This window comes from Flavihumibacter petaseus NBRC 106054 (assembly GCF_000974785.1).
GTDB lineage: Bacteria > Bacteroidota > Bacteroidia > Chitinophagales > Chitinophagaceae > Flavihumibacter > Flavihumibacter petaseus.
In genome coordinates, this window is the sequence record NZ_BBWV01000001.1 from 1674892 (window position 1) to 1692256 (window position 17365).

The window sequence follows — 17365 nt, forward strand, 5'->3', positions numbered from 1 at the left end:
CATAAACCGATACAATGATTACTGCTACTATTGTTGATGACGAACCGGATTGTTGTGAATCCCTGGCGGTGTTGCTGGAGCGTTATTGCCCCGAGGTAAAGGTTTTGGACATCTGTCATTCCGGCGAAGCGGCGCTGCAGTCGGTTAAAGAGCAGCATCCGCAAATACTTTTCCTGGATATCGAAATGCCCTTTATGAACGGCTTTGAGCTGCTGGAAAAATTGGGCAACATTGATTTTGAATTAATCTTCACTACGAGCTACGACCAGTATGCCATTAAAGCATTCCGTTTCAGTGCGTTGGATTATTTGTTGAAACCCGTTGACCGGGAAGAGTTGCAGAAGGCCGTGCAGAAAGCGGTACAGCGGAAAATGCATCCGCTTCCGCAGCAACTGGAAATGCTGTTGCAGAAATACAAACACCCGGCCATTCCTGTCAATAAGATCGCCATTCCCACCATGGAAGGCTTTCAGTTGCTGGCGGCTGATGCAATTATCAGTTGCGAGTCGGACAATAATTATACCTGCCTGTTTTTAAAAGATAAGCGGAAGATAGTTGCCTCCCGTACGTTAAAAGAGATGGAAGAGATCCTGGAAGACTATCCGTTTGTGAGGGTACATCATTCGCATATTGTCAACCTTAACGAAGTGGAGAAATACATCAAAGGCGAAGGTGGTTACGTCATCATGAGTAATGGCGCCACGATCAATGTTTCCCGCAGCCGGAAGGAATTGTTGTTAAGAACCTTTCGGTGAGATAGAATGGGATGTCACTATCTTCACCCTAATTGGAAACTTTCAAATGGCTTACGTAATAAAAACACTGTTGGTTAGCAGTGCCATAGTAACACTGATTACATTTGGCGGCTGCACAGAAAATAGAATACTTTGGAATGATGTAAATACATATTTTGGTAAGCGTGACTTAACTGGTGACGATATTAGAAAGAAAGTCTCCTTTGAAGCAATCAACTCCATTACTAATGGAGATACAACTAATTTCACGGTGAAAGTGAGGGATTTTTTTGTGAGATTAGGAAAGTCTCCGAATTATGGTCTTGAAAAGCGTGATAGTTTGATTTATGTCATATTTAACAAGAACGACGAAATCGCTGCAGGCCCAACCGTTGAAATAAGGTCTGATGGAAAAGACTGGTATATATCAGATGTTAGATTTGGTAAATAACTTTAGCTACCCGCCACTGGTTAATTTAATGTAGATTGGTTACCAAATTCAAAAAATGATCTCTCCCGGTGTTTCCGGCCTTGCCGTTTCCCTGATCTCCCTTTTCCTGCTTAATGAGCAACCCTCCAGGGTACCCGAAGCCAAAAAGCATGACATCACCGTGATGACCTACAACATCCATCACGGCAATCCCCCCGGAAAACCCGGCACCATTGACCTGGATGCCATTGCTAAAGTGATCAAAAAGTCGGATGCGGATGTGGTAGCGATTCAGGAAGTGGATATCAAGACCGGCCGCTCGGGTCATATCAATGAAGCAGCAGAACTGGCAGAAAAAGCGGGATATACCTCCTTTTATTTCGGAAAGGCGATGGACTATGACGGGGGCAGTTACGGCGTTTTGCTGATGGCGAAAGTGCCGTTATTTGATATGCGCACCCTTCTGCTGCCATTGGATACCGCCAACCCTTCCGAACCCAGGGTACTGGCCACCGGAAAGGTCAGTATTGACGGGAGACAGGTCACTATTGGCTGTACCCACCTCGATGCGGGCGAAACGGATGCCGTCCGCCAGCTGCAGATCAACGCCATCAACAAATTCGCTGCCACCGTGGAAGGTCCCTTCATTATTGCCGGAGATTTCAACGCATCAGAAAAAAGCCCTGTTATCCGCTCGCTGGACAGTCTCTTCACCCGTACTTGCCAGAATTGTCCGCAGACGCTGCTGGAAGACGGGAACTTTTTTGCCATTGATTTTATCGCGTTCAAGGGAAAATCTGACTTTATTATCAAGGAGCATAAAGTGATCCCCGAGAAAAAAGCGTCTGACCATATGCCGGTGAGAGCGCGCCTGGAATTTCACTAGCCGGTAAAGTGCCGGCTGCTGCTGCTACTTACCGGTGAGTTTTATGTCAGACCAGGCAAACGTAAAGCCGGTGGTGCCCACTTTCAGTAATGTGGAATCGCTATTGTATTTATAAGTAAATCCGGATTCGCCATAAGTGCTGAAAGTGTATCGCAGCTTGTATTCGTAGTTGAAAATGCAGGTTTTACTAAACACCAGGTATTTTACCAGTGATCCGGCGGTATCATTAAATACCATAGGCAGATAGCCCGTTCCCGCTCCGGTCTGATTCGTCCAGTTCGCTATACCAATAAACGGAAAAAACCAAAGGGCATGGTACGGATTGGGCACATCTGTCAGCTTCACCCGGATCGTTTCCAGAACATCAAACTGGTTGCGGCCGGCCCACTCATAAAGGGTCATGGATAGGTCGGTTCCATCGGCATATGGTGTATAATCAAGTGTTGCATAACGGTATGGACGGGAGCTGTCTCCGTCTATAGTATAAACAGCAGCAATCTTATCATCTGGTGTATAGGCAATCGAATCATAAATATTCCGCAGGTTACCACTCAGGTCACCGAAATAAGGACTGTTGATATCATTCAATTGTTTCGGAAGCTTATAATTTGCTTTAACAGGCCTCCCCTGCTGATCATAGGAGAAAATGACTGAACTACCTTCTGTTCTGAAATCGGAATACCAGGCAGTATCCATAAAGGCAATATGATCAATTTTTCCGTCTTCCCTGTAGAAAACATGATTGGTTGCCTTCGACTCAAATAAAGTGAAACTTGCCAGGCGTCCGTTTTCATAGGTAAAATTCATGTCCTGACCTTCCATGTCATTGGATCGCACGCTTAAAATGAGTCCCGGAGGCGTTTTAACACCATTGTTTCCCTGGACAGGAGGTAAAGAGTCTATCGGCGGATGCGGCGGAGCGGGTGGATCAGGTGGTGGAGAGTAGGACGGGGTACAGGCAATGAAGCAGCACAGCAACGTCAACAGTTTCAGTTTCATAGAGAAGGTTTAATTCTGGCAACAAATAAAACCAAAAAACCAACAGGCGGATCATTTTTTCGATCAGTTGTTTCCGGGGCGGCTTCAGTTATGCAATTGCTCCTGCACAAATTCGCGGCTGTACTCCCGGATCTGATCCCGCACGTTGCGGAACTGTTCGCTGATCTCGGCTTCCGTGCCGGTAGCTTTGGCCGGGTCCGGGAAATTGTAATGAAATTTCTGCGCTTCAGACGGGAAGAAGGGACACCGCTCTTTCGCATTGTCACAGACGGTAATCACATAGTCAAAAGCGAGGTCCCTGTATTCACTGATATTGTTGGAAGTGTGCATGGAAATGTCAATGCCATCTTCCTGCATCGTCTGAATCGCCCTTGGATTGACGCCATGCGTCTCAACACCCGCACTATAGACCTCCGCCTTTTCGCCGGCAAAATGTTTCAGGTAGCCCTCCGCAATCTGGCTGCGGCAACTGTTGCCGGTACACAACACTAAAATTTTCTTCTTGTCCATTTTTATACGATTAACCAGATAATGTTGATGATGCAAAACTTCGGATCAAATCCAAAGATCAACTGAAGCACGACCACCGAAGTGGTGATGATCAGCGGATTCCGGTACCTTTTCCAGGTTGGGCTAGTTGCAGCAATCCGGTCCACAGCAGGATGATGATTTTTCTGCATACACGGTGATGCTGTAAATGCCGGCATTGCTGTTTCTGAAAGCTGCGATCTCTTCGGCGCTCAGGTAATTTCCCAGAATATCATCAGGCACTACGATCGCCTTTTCCTTCTGGAGCGTGATATTGTCAAAGCCATTGGAGCGGATCAACTCCAGGTACGCTTCTTTCTGAATAGCACCGGATACGCAACCCGCATACATTTCAGCCGCTTCCTGGATCTTTCCCGGTAACTCGCCTTCCAGCACGATATCGGAAATGGAAAAATGTCCGCCATTCTTTAATACCCGGAAGATCTCTTTGAATACACCATCCTTATTGGGCACCAGGTTCAGCACGCAGTTGCTCACAATCACATCCGCCACATTGGAAGTGACCGGCATTTTTTCAATATCGCCCTGGCGGAACTCCACATTGTGCAACTGCAGTTTCTCCGCATTAGCCCGGGCCTTTTCAATCATGGCCGGTGTAAAATCAATGCCGATCACTTTGCCGGTCTCGCCGGTCTCCTTCCTGGCAATAAAGGCATCATTGCCCGCGCCGGATCCCAGGTCGATCACCACATCGCCTTTCTGGATTTTCGCAAACTGCGTCGGCAACCCGCACCCCAGCCCCAGGTCCGCATCGGGGTTGTAGCCTTCCAGGTTGGTGTAATCGTCGGTCATGATGTTGTAAACCTCCGTGGAACAGCAACCGGAACCGCAGCAGGAGGCTGCATTGTCGGCTTTGTCCTGTAAGGCGATCTCGCTGTATTTCTGCCTGACCATTTCCTTAAGTTCGTTTTCTGTTGACATGTTATGGCTTTTAATTGATTGTAATATTGCGATGAATAAGTTCAAAAAAATTTAACAGCAGGTGTCCTTGTTGAAATAAGGCTCAAAGAAGGTGTCAAACGCCGCCCGGAACTGTTTCCACACTTTGGGGTCAATGCAGTAGCAAACGCTGGTCCCTTCGATAGTGCCCTGGATCAGTCCCACGGTTTTTAACTCCTTCAGGTGCTGACTAATGGTCGCTTGCGCCAGTCCCAATTCCTCCACCAGGTCACCACAGATGCAGGCCTGCGCTTTCAGCAGGTGCTGGATGATGGCAATCCGCGCGGGATGCGCCAATGCCTTCATCATCTGCGCCAGCTTGTTCTGCTTCTCGGTAAATATCTCTGCTTTGGTCAATCCCATATCTATCGCAATATTACGATACAGTTTGAATCCGCCAAAAAATTATTTTGCCTTCGGCCTGATACGCATCCCGGTTGAATCCCGCCCGATGCGTACTTCATCAAGGTAATAGCTGCGGCTGGTCGTCGTGCTGGGCGTCCCTTTCCAGTCCGGCATCCAGCTCCACTTGTACAGTCCCACCTTAAAGTACGGGAACCACGACCCGATATACTGCGCGGGGCCGCTATATTCCAGCAGCAGCTTGCGGTTCTTCCAGATCCTGACGATTCCTGTGCTGTCTGTCCGTGGCAGGTAATACACCAGCCAGTCGTTCCATTTGCTTTTGGTCACTGGTCCCAAATCAAAACTGCGTTCCACGATGGATTCCCGGTTGCTGCAGTAATTGCCTGTGCTGTACCGGATCCGCGCGCGGAACCGGTTGGCCTTGATCTCTATTGCCAGCGTGGGACTCGCACTGCATTCGGGACTTTTATCATGCCACTGCGCCACAATTTCTTCGGCATCATCCGTGGTATAGGTTTTCGGGAAATAGTTGGAGAAAGCATACCACCGCAACGTGCTGTCGATTCCGCTTTCGTTATTCGACACATTGTACACCAGCTCCGAGCGCTTGTTGCCCACATTGGATTCCGGGTCGTCCTGCTTCAGCTGGATCTTTGCCGCATGCTGTCCCGCACGCACCGGCTTGGTCACCTGGCTGATATTGTCCTTTAGGCCATATTCCACAAAATACCAGCCCTTGAGAAAGTCCGCCGCGTTTTCAAAACCCTCTTTAAAAACAGGGCCTTTTTTGCCATTGGCAGATTGAGCAAAGCCGCTACCATACGTAGATATGAATATGAAAAAGATTAAAATGCGCATAAAGCAGATGGAAATTGCATAAAACTAACCCTTTAATGGGGTTATTTTTACCAATAGAAAGAAGACGATCGTATGAAAAAGTTTGCGTGGACTTACCTGGCGGTGTTTGTGATTTTTATCGGGCTGATGTGGGTGATTGCCATGAAGGGCCGCGACCTGGTGGCCGCATATGGTTCACTCCCCGGTAATATTGTTCCCGGAAAAGGAGCCGCACACGGAGCCACCAACCTGGGCCTGCTGCTGATGCAGGTGTTGGTGATCCTGCTCGCTGCCCGGTTGATGGGTTACCTCGCCAAAAAAGTTCGGCTGCCAGTTGTAGTCGGTGAGATGATCGCCGGTATCCTGTTGGGACCATCCCTGCTTGGCTGGCTCGCCCCCAATGTCAGCGCCTTTGTTTTTCCGCCGGCTTCCCTACCTACACTTTCCTTTATCAGCCAGATCGGCCTCATCCTGTTCATGTTCGTGATCGGCATGGAGCTTGACACCAGCCGTATGCGGCATAAAGCCCGTGCCGCTGTCGTGATCAGTCATGCCAGCATCCTTTTCCCCTATTTCCTGGGCATGACCCTCGCCTATTTCCTCTTTGAGAAATTTGCCTATACCGGTACACCCTTTCTTTCCTTCGCACTGTTCATGGGCATCGCGATGAGCATCACCGCTTTCCCCGTGCTCGCCAGGATCCTGCAGGAAAGAAAGCTCACGCAAACACCCGTCGGAGCACTGGCCATCACCTGCGCAGCAGCTGATGATGTCACCGCATGGTGTATCCTCGCCATGGTGATCGCCATTGTAAAAGCAGGCGATCTTACGGGTGCCTTACTCACCATTGTGTATAGCCTGGCCTTCGTGTTGCTGCTGCTATATCCTGTTAAAAAATGGATCGCCGGCAGGATGGAACAGCTCCTCGGGAAAAAGGACGGTGCCACCCGCATCATTGCCCTCTCTTTCCTGGTCATGATTTCCAGTGCCTGGTTATCTGAAACCATCGGGATCCATGCCTTATTTGGCGCCTTCCTGGCTGGCGTGATCATGCCGCGCGATGCCCGCTTCCAGGAACTGCTGGCCGGCAAAGTAGAAGACCTTAGTGTTTTGCTGCTTCTACCGATCTTCTTTGCCTTTACCGGCCTGCGTACCCAGATTGGCCTCCTCGGCGAAGGGCATTACTGGTGGATTTGCGGACTCATCATCCTGGTGGCCGTCGCCGGAAAATTCGGCGGCAGCATGATCGCTGCAAGACTGGTCGGACAGGACTGGCGCTCATCTTTTGAGATCGGGGCACTGATGAATACCCGCGGACTTATGGAGCTGATCGTCCTGAATATCGGCTTTGACCTTGGCATACTATCCCCCGAGATCTTTGCCATGCTGGTGATCATGGCCATCAGTACTACCCTGATGACCGGTCCCGCACTCGACCTCATCAACCGGTACTGGGAGCCCCGGAGCGCCGCAACTCCAGTTCATCTGCCGACAAATGGCGGTAGCTGAATTCATAACAACGGTACACCACCTGGTCATCGGGCGCCGGCGCAGCACCCGTAAAATAATTGAACTGGAATCCCCGGAACAATAATAACTCCCGGTGAACAGTAAACGCAGCTGCATCCGGATCCAGCAAGCTCGCCAGGATGCGCCGGTTTCTGCTCAATACATGATTCACGGCCGTCATGGCATGATAGTCATCACTATTGCGTTGGTTGTGGTAACGACCGCGGCAATCGTCGTTGCAAAATTTCTTGTCGATGCGACCCTTCAGTGGCGTGTCACACCAGATACAATGCTTTCTTTCGGTCAACATAAATTTTTTTCGAAAATTACCGGTCGCCGATGGCGCCCACAACCGTGTTTTAGCCCGAATTGTTTTGCACAACTCCTATACCTGTTTACAACACGACTACAGCTTTCCGCCTGCCGCATTTTTACATTCTAAAATTTAATGTATGAGTGCGAACAGGAACAAGGTTATCCTTATCGGTAACCTGGGGGCAGACCCGGAGATCAGGATTACACCCAACGGAAAACGCGTGGCCAATTTCAATATGGCGACAGACGACAACTACACCAACAGCCAGGGCGAAGCCGTGAAGGAAGTGCAGTGGCATCATGTGGTGGCATGGGGAAAACTGGCCGAGAAAGTGGAGGCGGAATTGAAGAAAGGATGCCGCGTGCGCGTGGAAGGCAGGATCGGCTACAGGAGTTATGAGGACAAGGAAGGGCAGAAAAGATACCTGACAGAAATAACGATCGGGGAATTTGAACTGCAACAAACCGCGGTATCCGTAGATTTACCGCAGGAACATGAAACCTGACGAAATCAATCCGGCTTTTGACATTGCTGTCCGCTTTGTGCTGCACACGAAACGGAACCTTTTCCTGACGGGTAAGGCAGGCACGGGAAAGACGACTTTCCTGAAACATATTCTCGGCCGCCACGAAAAAAAGACGGTGGTGGTGGCGCCCACGGGTGTCGCTGCCATCAATGCCGGTGGCGTAACGCTGCATACCTTTTTCCAGTTGCCCATGGGTGCATTTGCGCCTGGCTATGAGCTGCCCGATGCGGGACATATACTGTTCAACAACCAGCAGACCTTATTGTCCAACCTGCGGCTGAACAGTACCAAGAGAGAGCTCATGCAGGAAATGGAACTGCTGGTGATTGATGAAGTGAGTATGCTGCGCGCCGATACGCTCGATGCCATCGACTGCATCCTGCGGTATGTGCGCAGGCAACCCCGGGAGCCCTTTGGTGGCGTGCAGGTCTTGTTTATTGGTGACCTTTACCAGTTGCCACCGGTGATCAGTGATGCAGAATGGGAATCGTTGAAAACTTATTATAACAGCCCATTCTTCTTTGATGCGCGGGTGTTGAAAGACACGCCATTGCAGGTGATCGAGTTGACGAGGATCTACCGCCAGCAGGAACAGTTGTTTATTGACCTGCTCAATAAGGTCCGCAACAACAGCATCACGGCAGTTGAATTGCAGCAGCTGAATGCGCGTTGCAATATACCCCGGCTGCCAGAAGCAGGAGCCACGCGGCCGATCACCCTGACCACGCACAATGCGATCGCAGAATCGTTAAACCTGAAAGAGCTGAATGCACTGCCCGAAATGGTGAAAGAATATGATGCCGTCATTACCGGTGAGTTTTCGGACAAAGCGTACCCGGCGGAACAGGTGTTGAAGCTGAAAGTGGGTGCGCAGGTGATGATCACGAGAAATGACAAGGGAGAAGACCGTCGGTATTACAATGGAAAGATCGGGCGCATTCGGGCCTTCCGCGAGAAAGGCATCGAGATCGAATTTCCCGGAAGTTATGATACCCTGCTGCTGGAAAAAGAAACCTGGCGCAACCTCCGCTTCCGTTTTAACCGCGTGCTGAACCAGGTGGAAGAAGAAGAACTGGGCACATTCACCCAGTATCCGGTGCGGCTGGCCTGGGCCATCACCATTCACAAGAGCCAGGGACTGACCTTTGAAAGTGCAGAAGTGGATGCGGGTGCTGCGTTTGCAGCGGGACAGGTATATGTTGCGCTCAGCCGGCTGACCCGGCTCGATGGCCTCTACCTGAGAAGACCGATTGCTGCCAATGCGATTTCCACCGACGGAAGGATCGTTGCGTATTCCAATACATTTCCGGATCCTGAGTCTGTAGCATCCGTTTTGCCGGAAGCAGAAAAATGGTTTATTGCCGACAAGGTCTTTGCTGCATTCCGTTTCGAAACCCTTGCAGAGCAGGCAAGGTTGTGGATCACGGGTGAAGGCGACTACAAGAAATACCCGGTCGGCGAGAAGGCTACACTTCCGGTGCTGTTCTCGGAGCAGTTGAATCACCTGGCCACCGTCGGCAGGAAAACTGTCACGCACCTGGATACACAATTCAACCTGGGTCAAGTACAGGGATTTGAAACCATGGGGGAACGCATCTATGCGGCGATCGGCTACTTTAACCCGCTGCTGAAAAATTTGCTGGAGCAACTGTATACAGAAGCGAAGAGCGTACCCGATGGAAAGAAAGGAAAGCAACAGAAGCTGGTGCTGGTGATGTGGGAGGAATTGTTGCTGCGAAGGGTCTCCGCGATGGAACAAGCGCGAAAAATAGCCGATGCCCTGGTGGCGGCCATCCCCGCTGCAGCCATCCTGGCAATGGTGGAGCAGTCCGAAGCAGTCAAAGGAGTGCTGTCAGACGAAAATGCCGGATCAGCCAGCACAAAAAAATCAGGTTCAAAAAAAGGAACGAAAAAGCATGTTGCTGGTGGGAACAACGATGACCCAACAGGAGAAAAAGTTCCGAGCGCATGGATGACACTGGCATTATTTATGGGCGGTAAAAGCATGGAGGATATTGCAACCACGCGGGAGCTGGCTTTGTCTACAGTCGCCGGCCATCTTGTGGAAGCTGTTGAGGCAAATAAACTTTCGGCAGCAGACCTGGTCTCAGTTGAAAAGATAGTATTGATCCGTCAGGCAATCACCGGAAGTGGTGCCAAATCACTGAAAGAATTGAAAGCAGTATTATCTGATGAAATAGAATACTATGAGATCAGGGCCGTACTGGCGGATAAAAAAATATCCGATTCAATATGACCTTCGGATCAGTTTGCTTATATTCAGGAAAGCGTCCCCCATTTTTGGAAACTAAATATTGTGTGCATGGATTACAAGCAGTACCGAAAGCATCTGGATACCCTAATGGAAGCACAGCGAACAACAGGAGCGAACCAGGAAGAGTGGCTCGTTGACTATACCCGGCTCAATATTCAACGGATGCGGAAGGTTGAGGAAAACTGGAAGCCCAGTGAACAACAGGAAGACCTCCTGCTGACTTTTGAAACTCCCTTAAGATGGATCACCCTCACCGAGGGCTGGTCAGGCGACGCCGCCCATATAGTTCCCGTCATCGAGAAAATCGCACAGATTAATCCCCTCATGCAACACCAGGTGTTGCTGCGGGATGAGAACCCCGAACTGATGGATAAATTCCTGACGGACGGAGAACGTGCCATTCCCAAAACGATCTTTCTTGATGCGGAAACTGACCAGGTCTGGGGCAGCTGGGGTCCAAGGCCCAAAGCAGCCATGGAACTGATCCACGGGCTTGAAGCAAGCCGCGCACTGCCGAAGGAAGCGATCTTTTCTCAACTGCATGCCTGGTACCAGAAAGACCGGGGTTGCCGTACGGCCTGGGATTTTATCGATCACCTGCAGGCAGCTGTACTCAGGAAAAAAGCTGATACGCAAGAAGGCTCATAACATAAGCCAGTCCGGTCATGTAGGCCAGCTGAATTGCCGGCCATTTCCAGCTGCGGGTTTCTCTTTTCACCACAGCAAGCGTACTCATGCACTGCATCGCCAGCAGGTAAAACACCATGAGGGAGATGCCGGTGGCCAGGGTATATACTGGCTGACCATCCGCCTTTTTGGCCTGCTGCATTTTTTCACGCAGCAGCAATCCGCTGTCGTCATCGCCTACACTGTACAGGGTGGCCATGGTGCCGACAAATACTTCGCGTGCAGCAAAAGAGGTGATCAGTGCAATACCGATTTTCCAGTCGTACCCGAGGGGACGGATCACCGGCTCGATCGACTTGCCTAGGATGCCGGCATAGGAGTTCGCCAGCTTTTCTGAATTTTCTTCGCGTTCCAGCTCATCCACGTTGGCAGGTTGGCTGGCTTTCAATGCGGCGTATTGCTTCTCCACATTGCTCATGCGGTCGGCGGGACCATAACTGCTGAGTGCCCAGAGCAGGAGGCTGATCACCATGATCACTTTACCGGCATCTACCACGAAGATCTTTGCTTTCTGCACCATGGTGGTACCCACATTTTTCCAGCGCGGCGCGCGGTACATCGGCAGTTCGAGGATGAAAAAGCTTTTTTCTTTGATTTTTATAAACCACTTGGCGATATAAGAAATCAGCATTGCCAGCACGATGCCCAGCAGGTAAAGGCCCATCATGACGAGCCCCTGCAGGCTGATAAAGCCGAGCAGTTTTTTGGAAGGAATAACGAGGCCGATCAGGATGGTATATACGGGAAGCCGCGCGCTGCAACTCATCAGCGGGGTGACGAGGATGGTCAGCAGGCGCTCTTTGGTATTTTCAATATTACGTGCCGTCATGATCGCGGGCACGGCACAGGCGAAGGCACTGATCATTGGCATCACGCTCTTGCCGTTAAGTCCCACTTTGCGCATGAGCTTATCCGTGAGGAAGCTGATCCGGGCCATATAGCCGGTGTCTTCCAGCAGGGTGATCAGTCCGAACAGGATCATGATCTGCGGCACAAAAACCAGGATGCCGCTGAGTCCCGCGAGGATGCCGTTCGTTAAGAGATCAGACCACCAGGTTTGTGGCAAAACGGAGGAAAGCCAGGAGCCGAGGTAACCGAAGGTCCATTCGATAGCATCCATCGGGTATTGGGCGATCAGGAAAACGCTTTGGAACAACAGGAATAAAACGGACAGCAGGATAATGTATCCCCACACGCGGTGCAGCAGGAGTTTGTCCAGCTTTTCGGTGAAGAGGCTCTTGTGCAGCGGATCGGGCTCCACCACGGTTTGCTGCATGATCCCCTTGATGCGGGCATACCGCTGCAAAATTTCTTCTGCCTGGGTTTTGGTGGGGTTGAAGTTGAAAGCTTTTTCCTTGCCTTCGATCAGGTCCTGTTCAGCTGGGGACAACTGGAAATGTTCATGGTTGATCAGGTAGTGGATGGCCTTGTAATCGCTTAGGCCGGCGATCTCTTCTTTTACCGCATCCACGGCCTGGGGGGCGAGTTCCTTGTTGGTGATGAAATCGCGGCTGGGGATCCGGTATTGATGAGTGGCGGTGGCGGCCATGGCTTTTTTCAGCTGGGGGATCCCCTTGTTCTTGCGGGGATTCACCACCACCACCGGTACGCCGAGTTCGCGCTCGAGGCCTTCGATATCGATCTCGATGCCTTTCTGGCGGGCGAGGTCCATCATGGTGAGGGCCACCACCACCGGGATCTTGAGGTCGATGATCTGGGAAACAAAAAGGAGGTTGCGTTTGAGGTTGGCAGCATCGGCCAAAAGGACGAGCATGTCGACCTTGACGTCGGTATCCTGTTCCATCAGCACCTTGTAGGTCACCCATTCGTCGCCGCGTTTGGGATAAAGGCTGTACGTGCCCGGCAGATCAATGATGGTGGCAGCCAGTTGTTCAGTCAACTGGGTGTTTCCGGTCTTTTTATCTACGGTTACTCCTGGGAAATTTCCAACTTTCTGGTTTAATCCTGTCAGTGCATTAAAAAGCGAGCTTTTGCCACTATTCGGATTTCCCACTAATCCAATTTGAATCATGCCAACCTCTTGAAGCGCAAATTTACCGAGGAATCATCCATTCGGCTTACGAATTCGGGAAGAAGGTGGTTACCCGCCCTTTTCCTGGACATGCAGGCGGTGAAATACCCGGTGCATGATCGGCGCCAACAGGATGCCGCTGTTGGTAATGAACACGATACCCGCAAAAAGCGCATAAAATGACGAAAAGAGCTTGGCGCCATTGCCGTGCATGTCCACCACCGGGCCCATTCCGCCCAGTAACATGGCGGAATTGTGGAAAGCATCCAGCCAGGAGGCTTCGTCAAGGAAATGAAATCCTGCGGTGCCCAGCACGAGGCAGCCGGCCAGTACTAACAGGCAGATAAAGAGGTTGTAGGAGAGCCTGCGGTAAAACCGCTGCCTGCTGATAACAGGCTGGTTGATACGCTCATACATATATGTAAGGGATTTGAGCGAAGTTACGATCCCGGGACCGCCGAAACCGCTGCCACAGCCGGAACCGCGATCAGCCTGTCCCCCTGGAACAGCGGCAGCACATTCGCCCCGTCGGCCGTCAGGCAGTACCGGATATCCTTTTCCAGTCCATAGCCGGTCAGCCGGTGGTAGTGGGACGCATCCCTGCTCTTCATGAATTCGTAAAGGTCCGGCTGTGCTTCCTGGTAGGCTGCTTCGGCCAGGTTGGAACTGTCGCAGTTGATCCGGAAATGTTCCCGCACCCGGTTGATCACGGCACCGGCGAAGAGGGTATCCTCGATGTTCACGCGGTCTTTCCAGGCAGCGCAGGCCAGCACCACGTTTCTTTTTTCGCGGATCAGGAAATCAGCAATGGCCGATAAATTGGGAAATGATCCGGTTACGATCACCGGGGCACCGTTGTTCAGGGCCATATGCAGCAGCTTAGTGCCGTTGGTGGTGGTCAGGACGAGTGTTTTGCCTTCAATAAACTCGCGGGGATATTCAAAGGGGGAATTGCCATATTCGAGGCCGTCGGCCACCTTGCCGTCGCGTTCACCGGCGGTAATGCCGCCGAGTTGTTCGCCGAGTTCGATGCAAAGGGGTACAGAATCCACCGGAACTACCGACGCCGCGCCATTGTAGAGGGCCGTGGCAATGGTGGAAGTAGCCCGCAGTACATCAATGATTACCACAATACTATCCTTCAGGTCATATAGGTTCAACAGGGAGGGCGATAACGCCGTAAACAGTTCGGGCTTTGTAGTCATGGGACGCAAAATTAAGATTTTGCGCGGCTACACGATTCCGCGGCTACACGATTCCTTCCAGGACCCTTTTCCATTGGTCGGTTTCCGCATAGGCCTTGATGCCCTGGTTACGCGTTTCCAGCAGTGCGGTGAGGTAATTCTTCAGGTAGAAGCGGTCCACCGCATAACCGAGAAACCCGTAGGGCACTTCGTAATGGAGATAGTCGATCATCAGGGTGCCGTTGGCGACTTCCTTGAAATGGTGTTCATGTTTGAAGCTTTTGAAATCGCCTTCCAGCATTTCGTCGATGAAACTAACGGGTGGTTTCAGCGACGTGATCTTGCTTTTCAACAGACGGTTCTTGCCCAGGTGACGGGCTTTCCAGGTGACCGTTTCGTGCAGGTTCATCAGTCCCATACGGGTGCCACCTACGGCTTCTTCGCCATATTTGCTCATTGTTTTACGATGCAGGTCAATGCTTCTCGACAAATCGAAAACGCGCGAAGGAGGGGCCTGGATAAAGGTGGTCAGGTGGATCGTCGGCATGGGGTAAATCGTTACCGGTTTCCGAGCGAAAATTGTTCCAAAAATTGAACCATTACTGGAAAGGAACCTTGCTCACTTTGGCTTTCAGCTTTTTATCACGTACCGCAATGAAAACTTCGCTGTCCGGCGCGGTATGGCTGATGTTCACATACCCGAGACCGATAGCTTTCTGCAGGGATGGTGCCTGTGTGCCGCTGGTCACCACGCCGATATTGTTGCCGGCTGCATCTTCAATCGTATAACCATGCCTGGGAATGCCCTTGTCGATCATTTCGAAGCCCACCAGTTTGCGGGAAACGCCGCTGGCTTTTTGTGCCTCGATGATCTTGTCTGCCGTGAATTCCTTGGAGAATTTGGTGATCCAGCCAAGGCCAGCTTCGAGGGGTGACGTGGTATCGTCGATATCGTTACCGTAGAGACAGTAGCCCATTTCCAGGCGGAGGGTATCGCGGGCGCCGAGGCCGATGGGCTTGATGCCGCTGGCCTTGCCTGCTTCAAAAATGGCATCCCAGATCTTTTCGGCTGCACCGTCGGTGTCTTCAAAATAGATTTCCACGCCGCCGGCACCGGTGTAGCCGGTAGCACTGATCAGGACATTGTCCACCCCGGCAAACCTGCCTTTTACAAACGTGTAATATTTGAGGTTGAGGATATCAATATCGGTGAGGGTCTGCAGGATTTTAGTGGCGTTGGGTCCCTGGATCGCGAGGAGGCAGGTTTTGTCGGAAATGTTGTGCATTTCGACGTTCTTCTCATTGAAAGAAGAGATCCAGTTCCAGTCTTTTTCAATATTGCTGGCATTGACTACCAGCATGTATACTTTTTCGGGTTCGATGCAGTACACGATCAGGTCGTCTACGATACCGCCTTCCTTATTGGTCAGGGCGCTGTATTGGGCCTTGCCGGCAGTGAGTTTGGACGCGTCATTGGTAGTGACCCGCTGGATCAGGTCCAGTGCATCAGCTCCTTTCAGGATGAATTCGCCCATATGGCTTACATCGAATACGCCGGCATTTTTGCGGACGGCGGCATGCTCATCATTGATGCCGGTGTAGGAGATCGGCATGTTATAACCTGCGAAGGGGGCCATCTTGGCACCCAGTTCAATATGCTTCTGCGTAAACGGTGTATTTTTCATATAGCGCTGTTCGGTCGGCAAAAGTAGGTAAAGGGTATGGAAAATAACCAGTTAGCCGATTGCGTTAAAAAGATAGCTGTTTGTTTACAGCAAATCTTAGTAAATTTGCGTATATGTTATTACTCGCGACTGATCTTGATGGTACGCTGTTAGGAGGAAACTACGAGGAAAAACACGAGTTGTACAGCATTATTTCCGCCAACCCTTCGGTTCGATTGGTTTTCGTTACCGGACGCGGTCTGCCCTCCATACTTCCCTTACTGAACGATCCCTTTATTCCCAACCCCGACTATATCATTGCCGACGTAGGCGCAACGGTCGTGGATGGAAAGACATTGTTACCGGTAGAACCATTACACACAGAAATCATGTCCCGCTGGCCCGGTGAAGCGCTGGTGCGGGAGCGTTTAAAACAGGTGCCGCATTTGCGGGAGCAGGTTGTTCCGATGGACAGGCGTTGTTCCTATTATTTGCATGAGCAACTGGATATCACTGAGGTTAAAAGTATCGCAAATGGTTTGGGCTGTGATGTAATTGTATCCGCCGGCAAATTCGTGGACGTGCTTCCGGGCGGCATCAACAAGGGGTTCACCCTTCGCAGGCTGATGGAAATGCTCAACGTTCCGGAAAAAGAAGTATTGGTGGCGGGCGATACGTTGAACGATCTTTCCTTGTTTGAAACCGGTTATAAAGGTGTAGTGGTGGGTGGTGCGGAGAAAGAACTGCTCGATGCTACTTCCGGTCACCAGCATGTGTACCAGGCGGAAAGACTGGGATGCGGGGGAATTCTTCAGGCATTACACCATTACAATGCCGTTTTTGATGGCATATAATACCAGGCCCGTCCTGTTCAATACCGTTAATTTTTCAAAGAGGCGCTCCCGGTAGGAATCCACCGTCCGGATGCCGATATTCATCCTGTCGGCAATCTCCTTATAAGTCAGGTCGGAAGCAGCATGTTTCAGAAAGGTCAGTTCTTTTTCTGACAGGCAGGGTGCATCCTTTGGTGGCGCAGCAGTATAGTATCCTTCGTCCTTTAGCTGGATCAGGGCTTTTTGAAACTCCCAGGGCTGACTCACTTTGGGTAGAAATCCCCTTGCACCTTTTTTCAACAGCCGGATGCTCGCCAGGTCGCTTTCCAGCATACTCAGCCCCAGCACCCTTGCTTCCGGCAGAAACTCCCCCAGCCAGTCCATGGTATCATAACCATTCATTACCGGCATATTCACATCCAGCAAAATTATATCGGGAAGATGCGGCGACCCGGGGATCCGGTCGATGAAATCTTTACCATTGTCCGCTTCCAGGATCACCTGGAACCCGGGTAGGTCATTAATGATGGATGCAATGCCTCTTCTGATGAGGATATGGTCATCGATCACGGCTACATAGTGGATCATAAGTCGAACTC

Annotated in this window: 20 protein-coding genes; 8 read left to right on the forward strand and 12 right to left on the reverse strand. The window is 51.0% G+C overall.

Annotation, left to right across the window (positions count from 1 at the left end; all coding sequences use genetic code 11):
* Positions 1-14: 14 nt before the first annotated feature.
* From FPE01S_RS07020 to FPE01S_RS07030, 3 genes are read left to right on the forward strand one after another with little or no spacing between them, the layout of a single operon-like run.
* Entirely contained in the window at positions 15-755 is a 741-nt protein-coding gene (locus FPE01S_RS07020; RefSeq protein ID WP_046368063.1) for a LytR/AlgR family response regulator transcription factor, read from the forward strand.
* Positions 756-801: 46 nt separating this feature from the next.
* A complete protein-coding gene (locus FPE01S_RS07025) occupies positions 802-1185 on the forward strand; it encodes a hypothetical protein (protein WP_046368064.1) in 384 nt (127 codons plus the stop codon).
* A gap of 55 nt (positions 1186-1240) precedes the next feature.
* Positions 1241-2050, forward strand: a complete 810-nt coding sequence (locus FPE01S_RS07030) for an endonuclease/exonuclease/phosphatase family protein (RefSeq protein WP_052955565.1) — start codon at positions 1241-1243, stop codon at positions 2048-2050.
* A 24-nt stretch (positions 2051-2074) separates the two neighbouring features.
* Here FPE01S_RS07030 and FPE01S_RS07035 read toward each other — a convergent pair whose 3' ends face one another.
* From FPE01S_RS07035 to FPE01S_RS07055, 5 genes are all read right to left on the reverse strand, one after another.
* Complete coding sequence (locus FPE01S_RS07035; RefSeq protein ID WP_046368065.1) at positions 2075-3049, reverse strand: hypothetical protein; 975 nt, start codon at positions 3047-3049, stop codon at positions 2075-2077.
* A gap of 84 nt (positions 3050-3133) precedes the next feature.
* Positions 3134-3559, reverse strand: a complete 426-nt coding sequence (locus tag FPE01S_RS07040) for an arsenate reductase ArsC (RefSeq protein WP_046368066.1) — start codon at positions 3557-3559, stop codon at positions 3134-3136.
* 123 nt (positions 3560-3682) lie between these two features.
* Complete coding sequence (locus tag FPE01S_RS07045) at positions 3683-4519, reverse strand: arsenite methyltransferase (protein WP_046368067.1); 837 nt, start codon at positions 4517-4519, stop codon at positions 3683-3685.
* A 51-nt stretch (positions 4520-4570) separates the two neighbouring features.
* Positions 4571-4900: an ArsR/SmtB family transcription factor gene (locus FPE01S_RS07050; RefSeq protein WP_046368068.1), complete on the reverse strand. Its 330-nt coding sequence runs from the start codon at positions 4898-4900 to the stop codon at positions 4571-4573.
* A gap of 42 nt (positions 4901-4942) precedes the next feature.
* Positions 4943-5761 carry a polysaccharide lyase family 20 protein gene (locus FPE01S_RS07055; protein WP_046368069.1) on the reverse strand — a complete coding sequence of 273 codons (819 nt, stop codon included), beginning with the start codon at positions 5759-5761 and terminating at the stop codon, positions 4943-4945.
* Between the two features lie 72 nt (positions 5762-5833).
* On the opposite strand from FPE01S_RS07055, the gene FPE01S_RS07060 reads away from it, so the two are divergent.
* The gene (locus FPE01S_RS07060) at positions 5834-7249 is read left to right on the forward strand and encodes a cation:proton antiporter (RefSeq protein WP_052955567.1); all 1416 of its coding nucleotides are present in this window, start codon (positions 5834-5836) and stop codon (positions 7247-7249) included.
* Here FPE01S_RS07060 and FPE01S_RS25840 read toward each other — a convergent pair.
* Positions 7182-7559, reverse strand: a complete 378-nt coding sequence (locus FPE01S_RS25840; protein ID WP_072053958.1) for a DUF2116 family Zn-ribbon domain-containing protein — start codon at positions 7557-7559, stop codon at positions 7182-7184. The genes FPE01S_RS07060 and FPE01S_RS25840 overlap by 68 nt on opposite strands.
* Before the next feature lie 142 nt (positions 7560-7701).
* Here FPE01S_RS25840 and FPE01S_RS07065 point away from each other — a divergent pair, with 142 nt between their 5' ends.
* From FPE01S_RS07065 to FPE01S_RS07075, 3 genes are all read left to right on the forward strand, one after another.
* The gene (locus FPE01S_RS07065; RefSeq protein WP_046368070.1) at positions 7702-8070 is read left to right on the forward strand and encodes a single-stranded DNA-binding protein; all 369 of its coding nucleotides are present in this window, start codon (positions 7702-7704) and stop codon (positions 8068-8070) included.
* Complete coding sequence (locus FPE01S_RS26315) at positions 8060-10348, forward strand: helix-turn-helix domain-containing protein (RefSeq protein WP_046368071.1); 2289 nt, start codon at positions 8060-8062, stop codon at positions 10346-10348. The genes FPE01S_RS07065 and FPE01S_RS26315 overlap by 11 nt, the downstream gene beginning before the upstream one ends.
* A 66-nt stretch (positions 10349-10414) precedes the next feature.
* On the forward strand, positions 10415-11014 hold the full coding sequence (locus FPE01S_RS07075) for a thioredoxin family protein (protein ID WP_046368072.1): 600 nt from the start codon (positions 10415-10417) through the stop codon (positions 11012-11014).
* Here the strand turns inward: FPE01S_RS07075 and feoB are convergent.
* From feoB to gcvT, 5 genes are all read right to left on the reverse strand, one after another.
* The gene (gene feoB / locus FPE01S_RS07080; RefSeq protein ID WP_245623955.1) at positions 10980-13067 is read right to left on the reverse strand and encodes a ferrous iron transport protein B; all 2088 of its coding nucleotides are present in this window, start codon (positions 13065-13067) and stop codon (positions 10980-10982) included. The genes FPE01S_RS07075 and feoB overlap by 35 nt on opposite strands.
* An 87-nt stretch (positions 13068-13154) precedes the next feature.
* Positions 13155-13502: a hypothetical protein gene (locus FPE01S_RS07085; protein ID WP_046368074.1), complete on the reverse strand. Its 348-nt coding sequence runs from the start codon at positions 13500-13502 to the stop codon at positions 13155-13157.
* Positions 13503-13525: 23 nt separating this feature from the next.
* Positions 13526-14290, reverse strand: a complete 765-nt coding sequence (locus FPE01S_RS07090) for a 2-phosphosulfolactate phosphatase (RefSeq protein WP_046368075.1) — start codon at positions 14288-14290, stop codon at positions 13526-13528.
* Between the two features lie 43 nt (positions 14291-14333).
* Positions 14334-14816, reverse strand: a complete 483-nt coding sequence (locus FPE01S_RS07095; RefSeq protein ID WP_046368076.1) for an SRPBCC family protein — start codon at positions 14814-14816, stop codon at positions 14334-14336.
* Between the two features lie 52 nt (positions 14817-14868).
* Complete coding sequence (gene gcvT, locus FPE01S_RS07100) at positions 14869-15954, reverse strand: glycine cleavage system aminomethyltransferase GcvT (RefSeq protein WP_046368077.1); 1086 nt, start codon at positions 15952-15954, stop codon at positions 14869-14871.
* Between the two features lie 113 nt (positions 15955-16067).
* On the opposite strand from gcvT, the gene FPE01S_RS07105 reads away from it, so the two are divergent.
* The gene (locus FPE01S_RS07105) at positions 16068-16787 is read left to right on the forward strand and encodes an HAD-IIB family hydrolase (protein WP_046368078.1); all 720 of its coding nucleotides are present in this window, start codon (positions 16068-16070) and stop codon (positions 16785-16787) included.
* Here FPE01S_RS07105 and FPE01S_RS07110 read toward each other — a convergent pair.
* The gene (locus tag FPE01S_RS07110) at positions 16752-17354 is read right to left on the reverse strand and encodes a response regulator transcription factor (RefSeq protein WP_046368079.1); all 603 of its coding nucleotides are present in this window, start codon (positions 17352-17354) and stop codon (positions 16752-16754) included. The two genes, FPE01S_RS07105 and FPE01S_RS07110, sit on opposite strands and share 36 nt — an antisense overlap.
* Positions 17355-17365 lie beyond the last annotated feature (11 nt).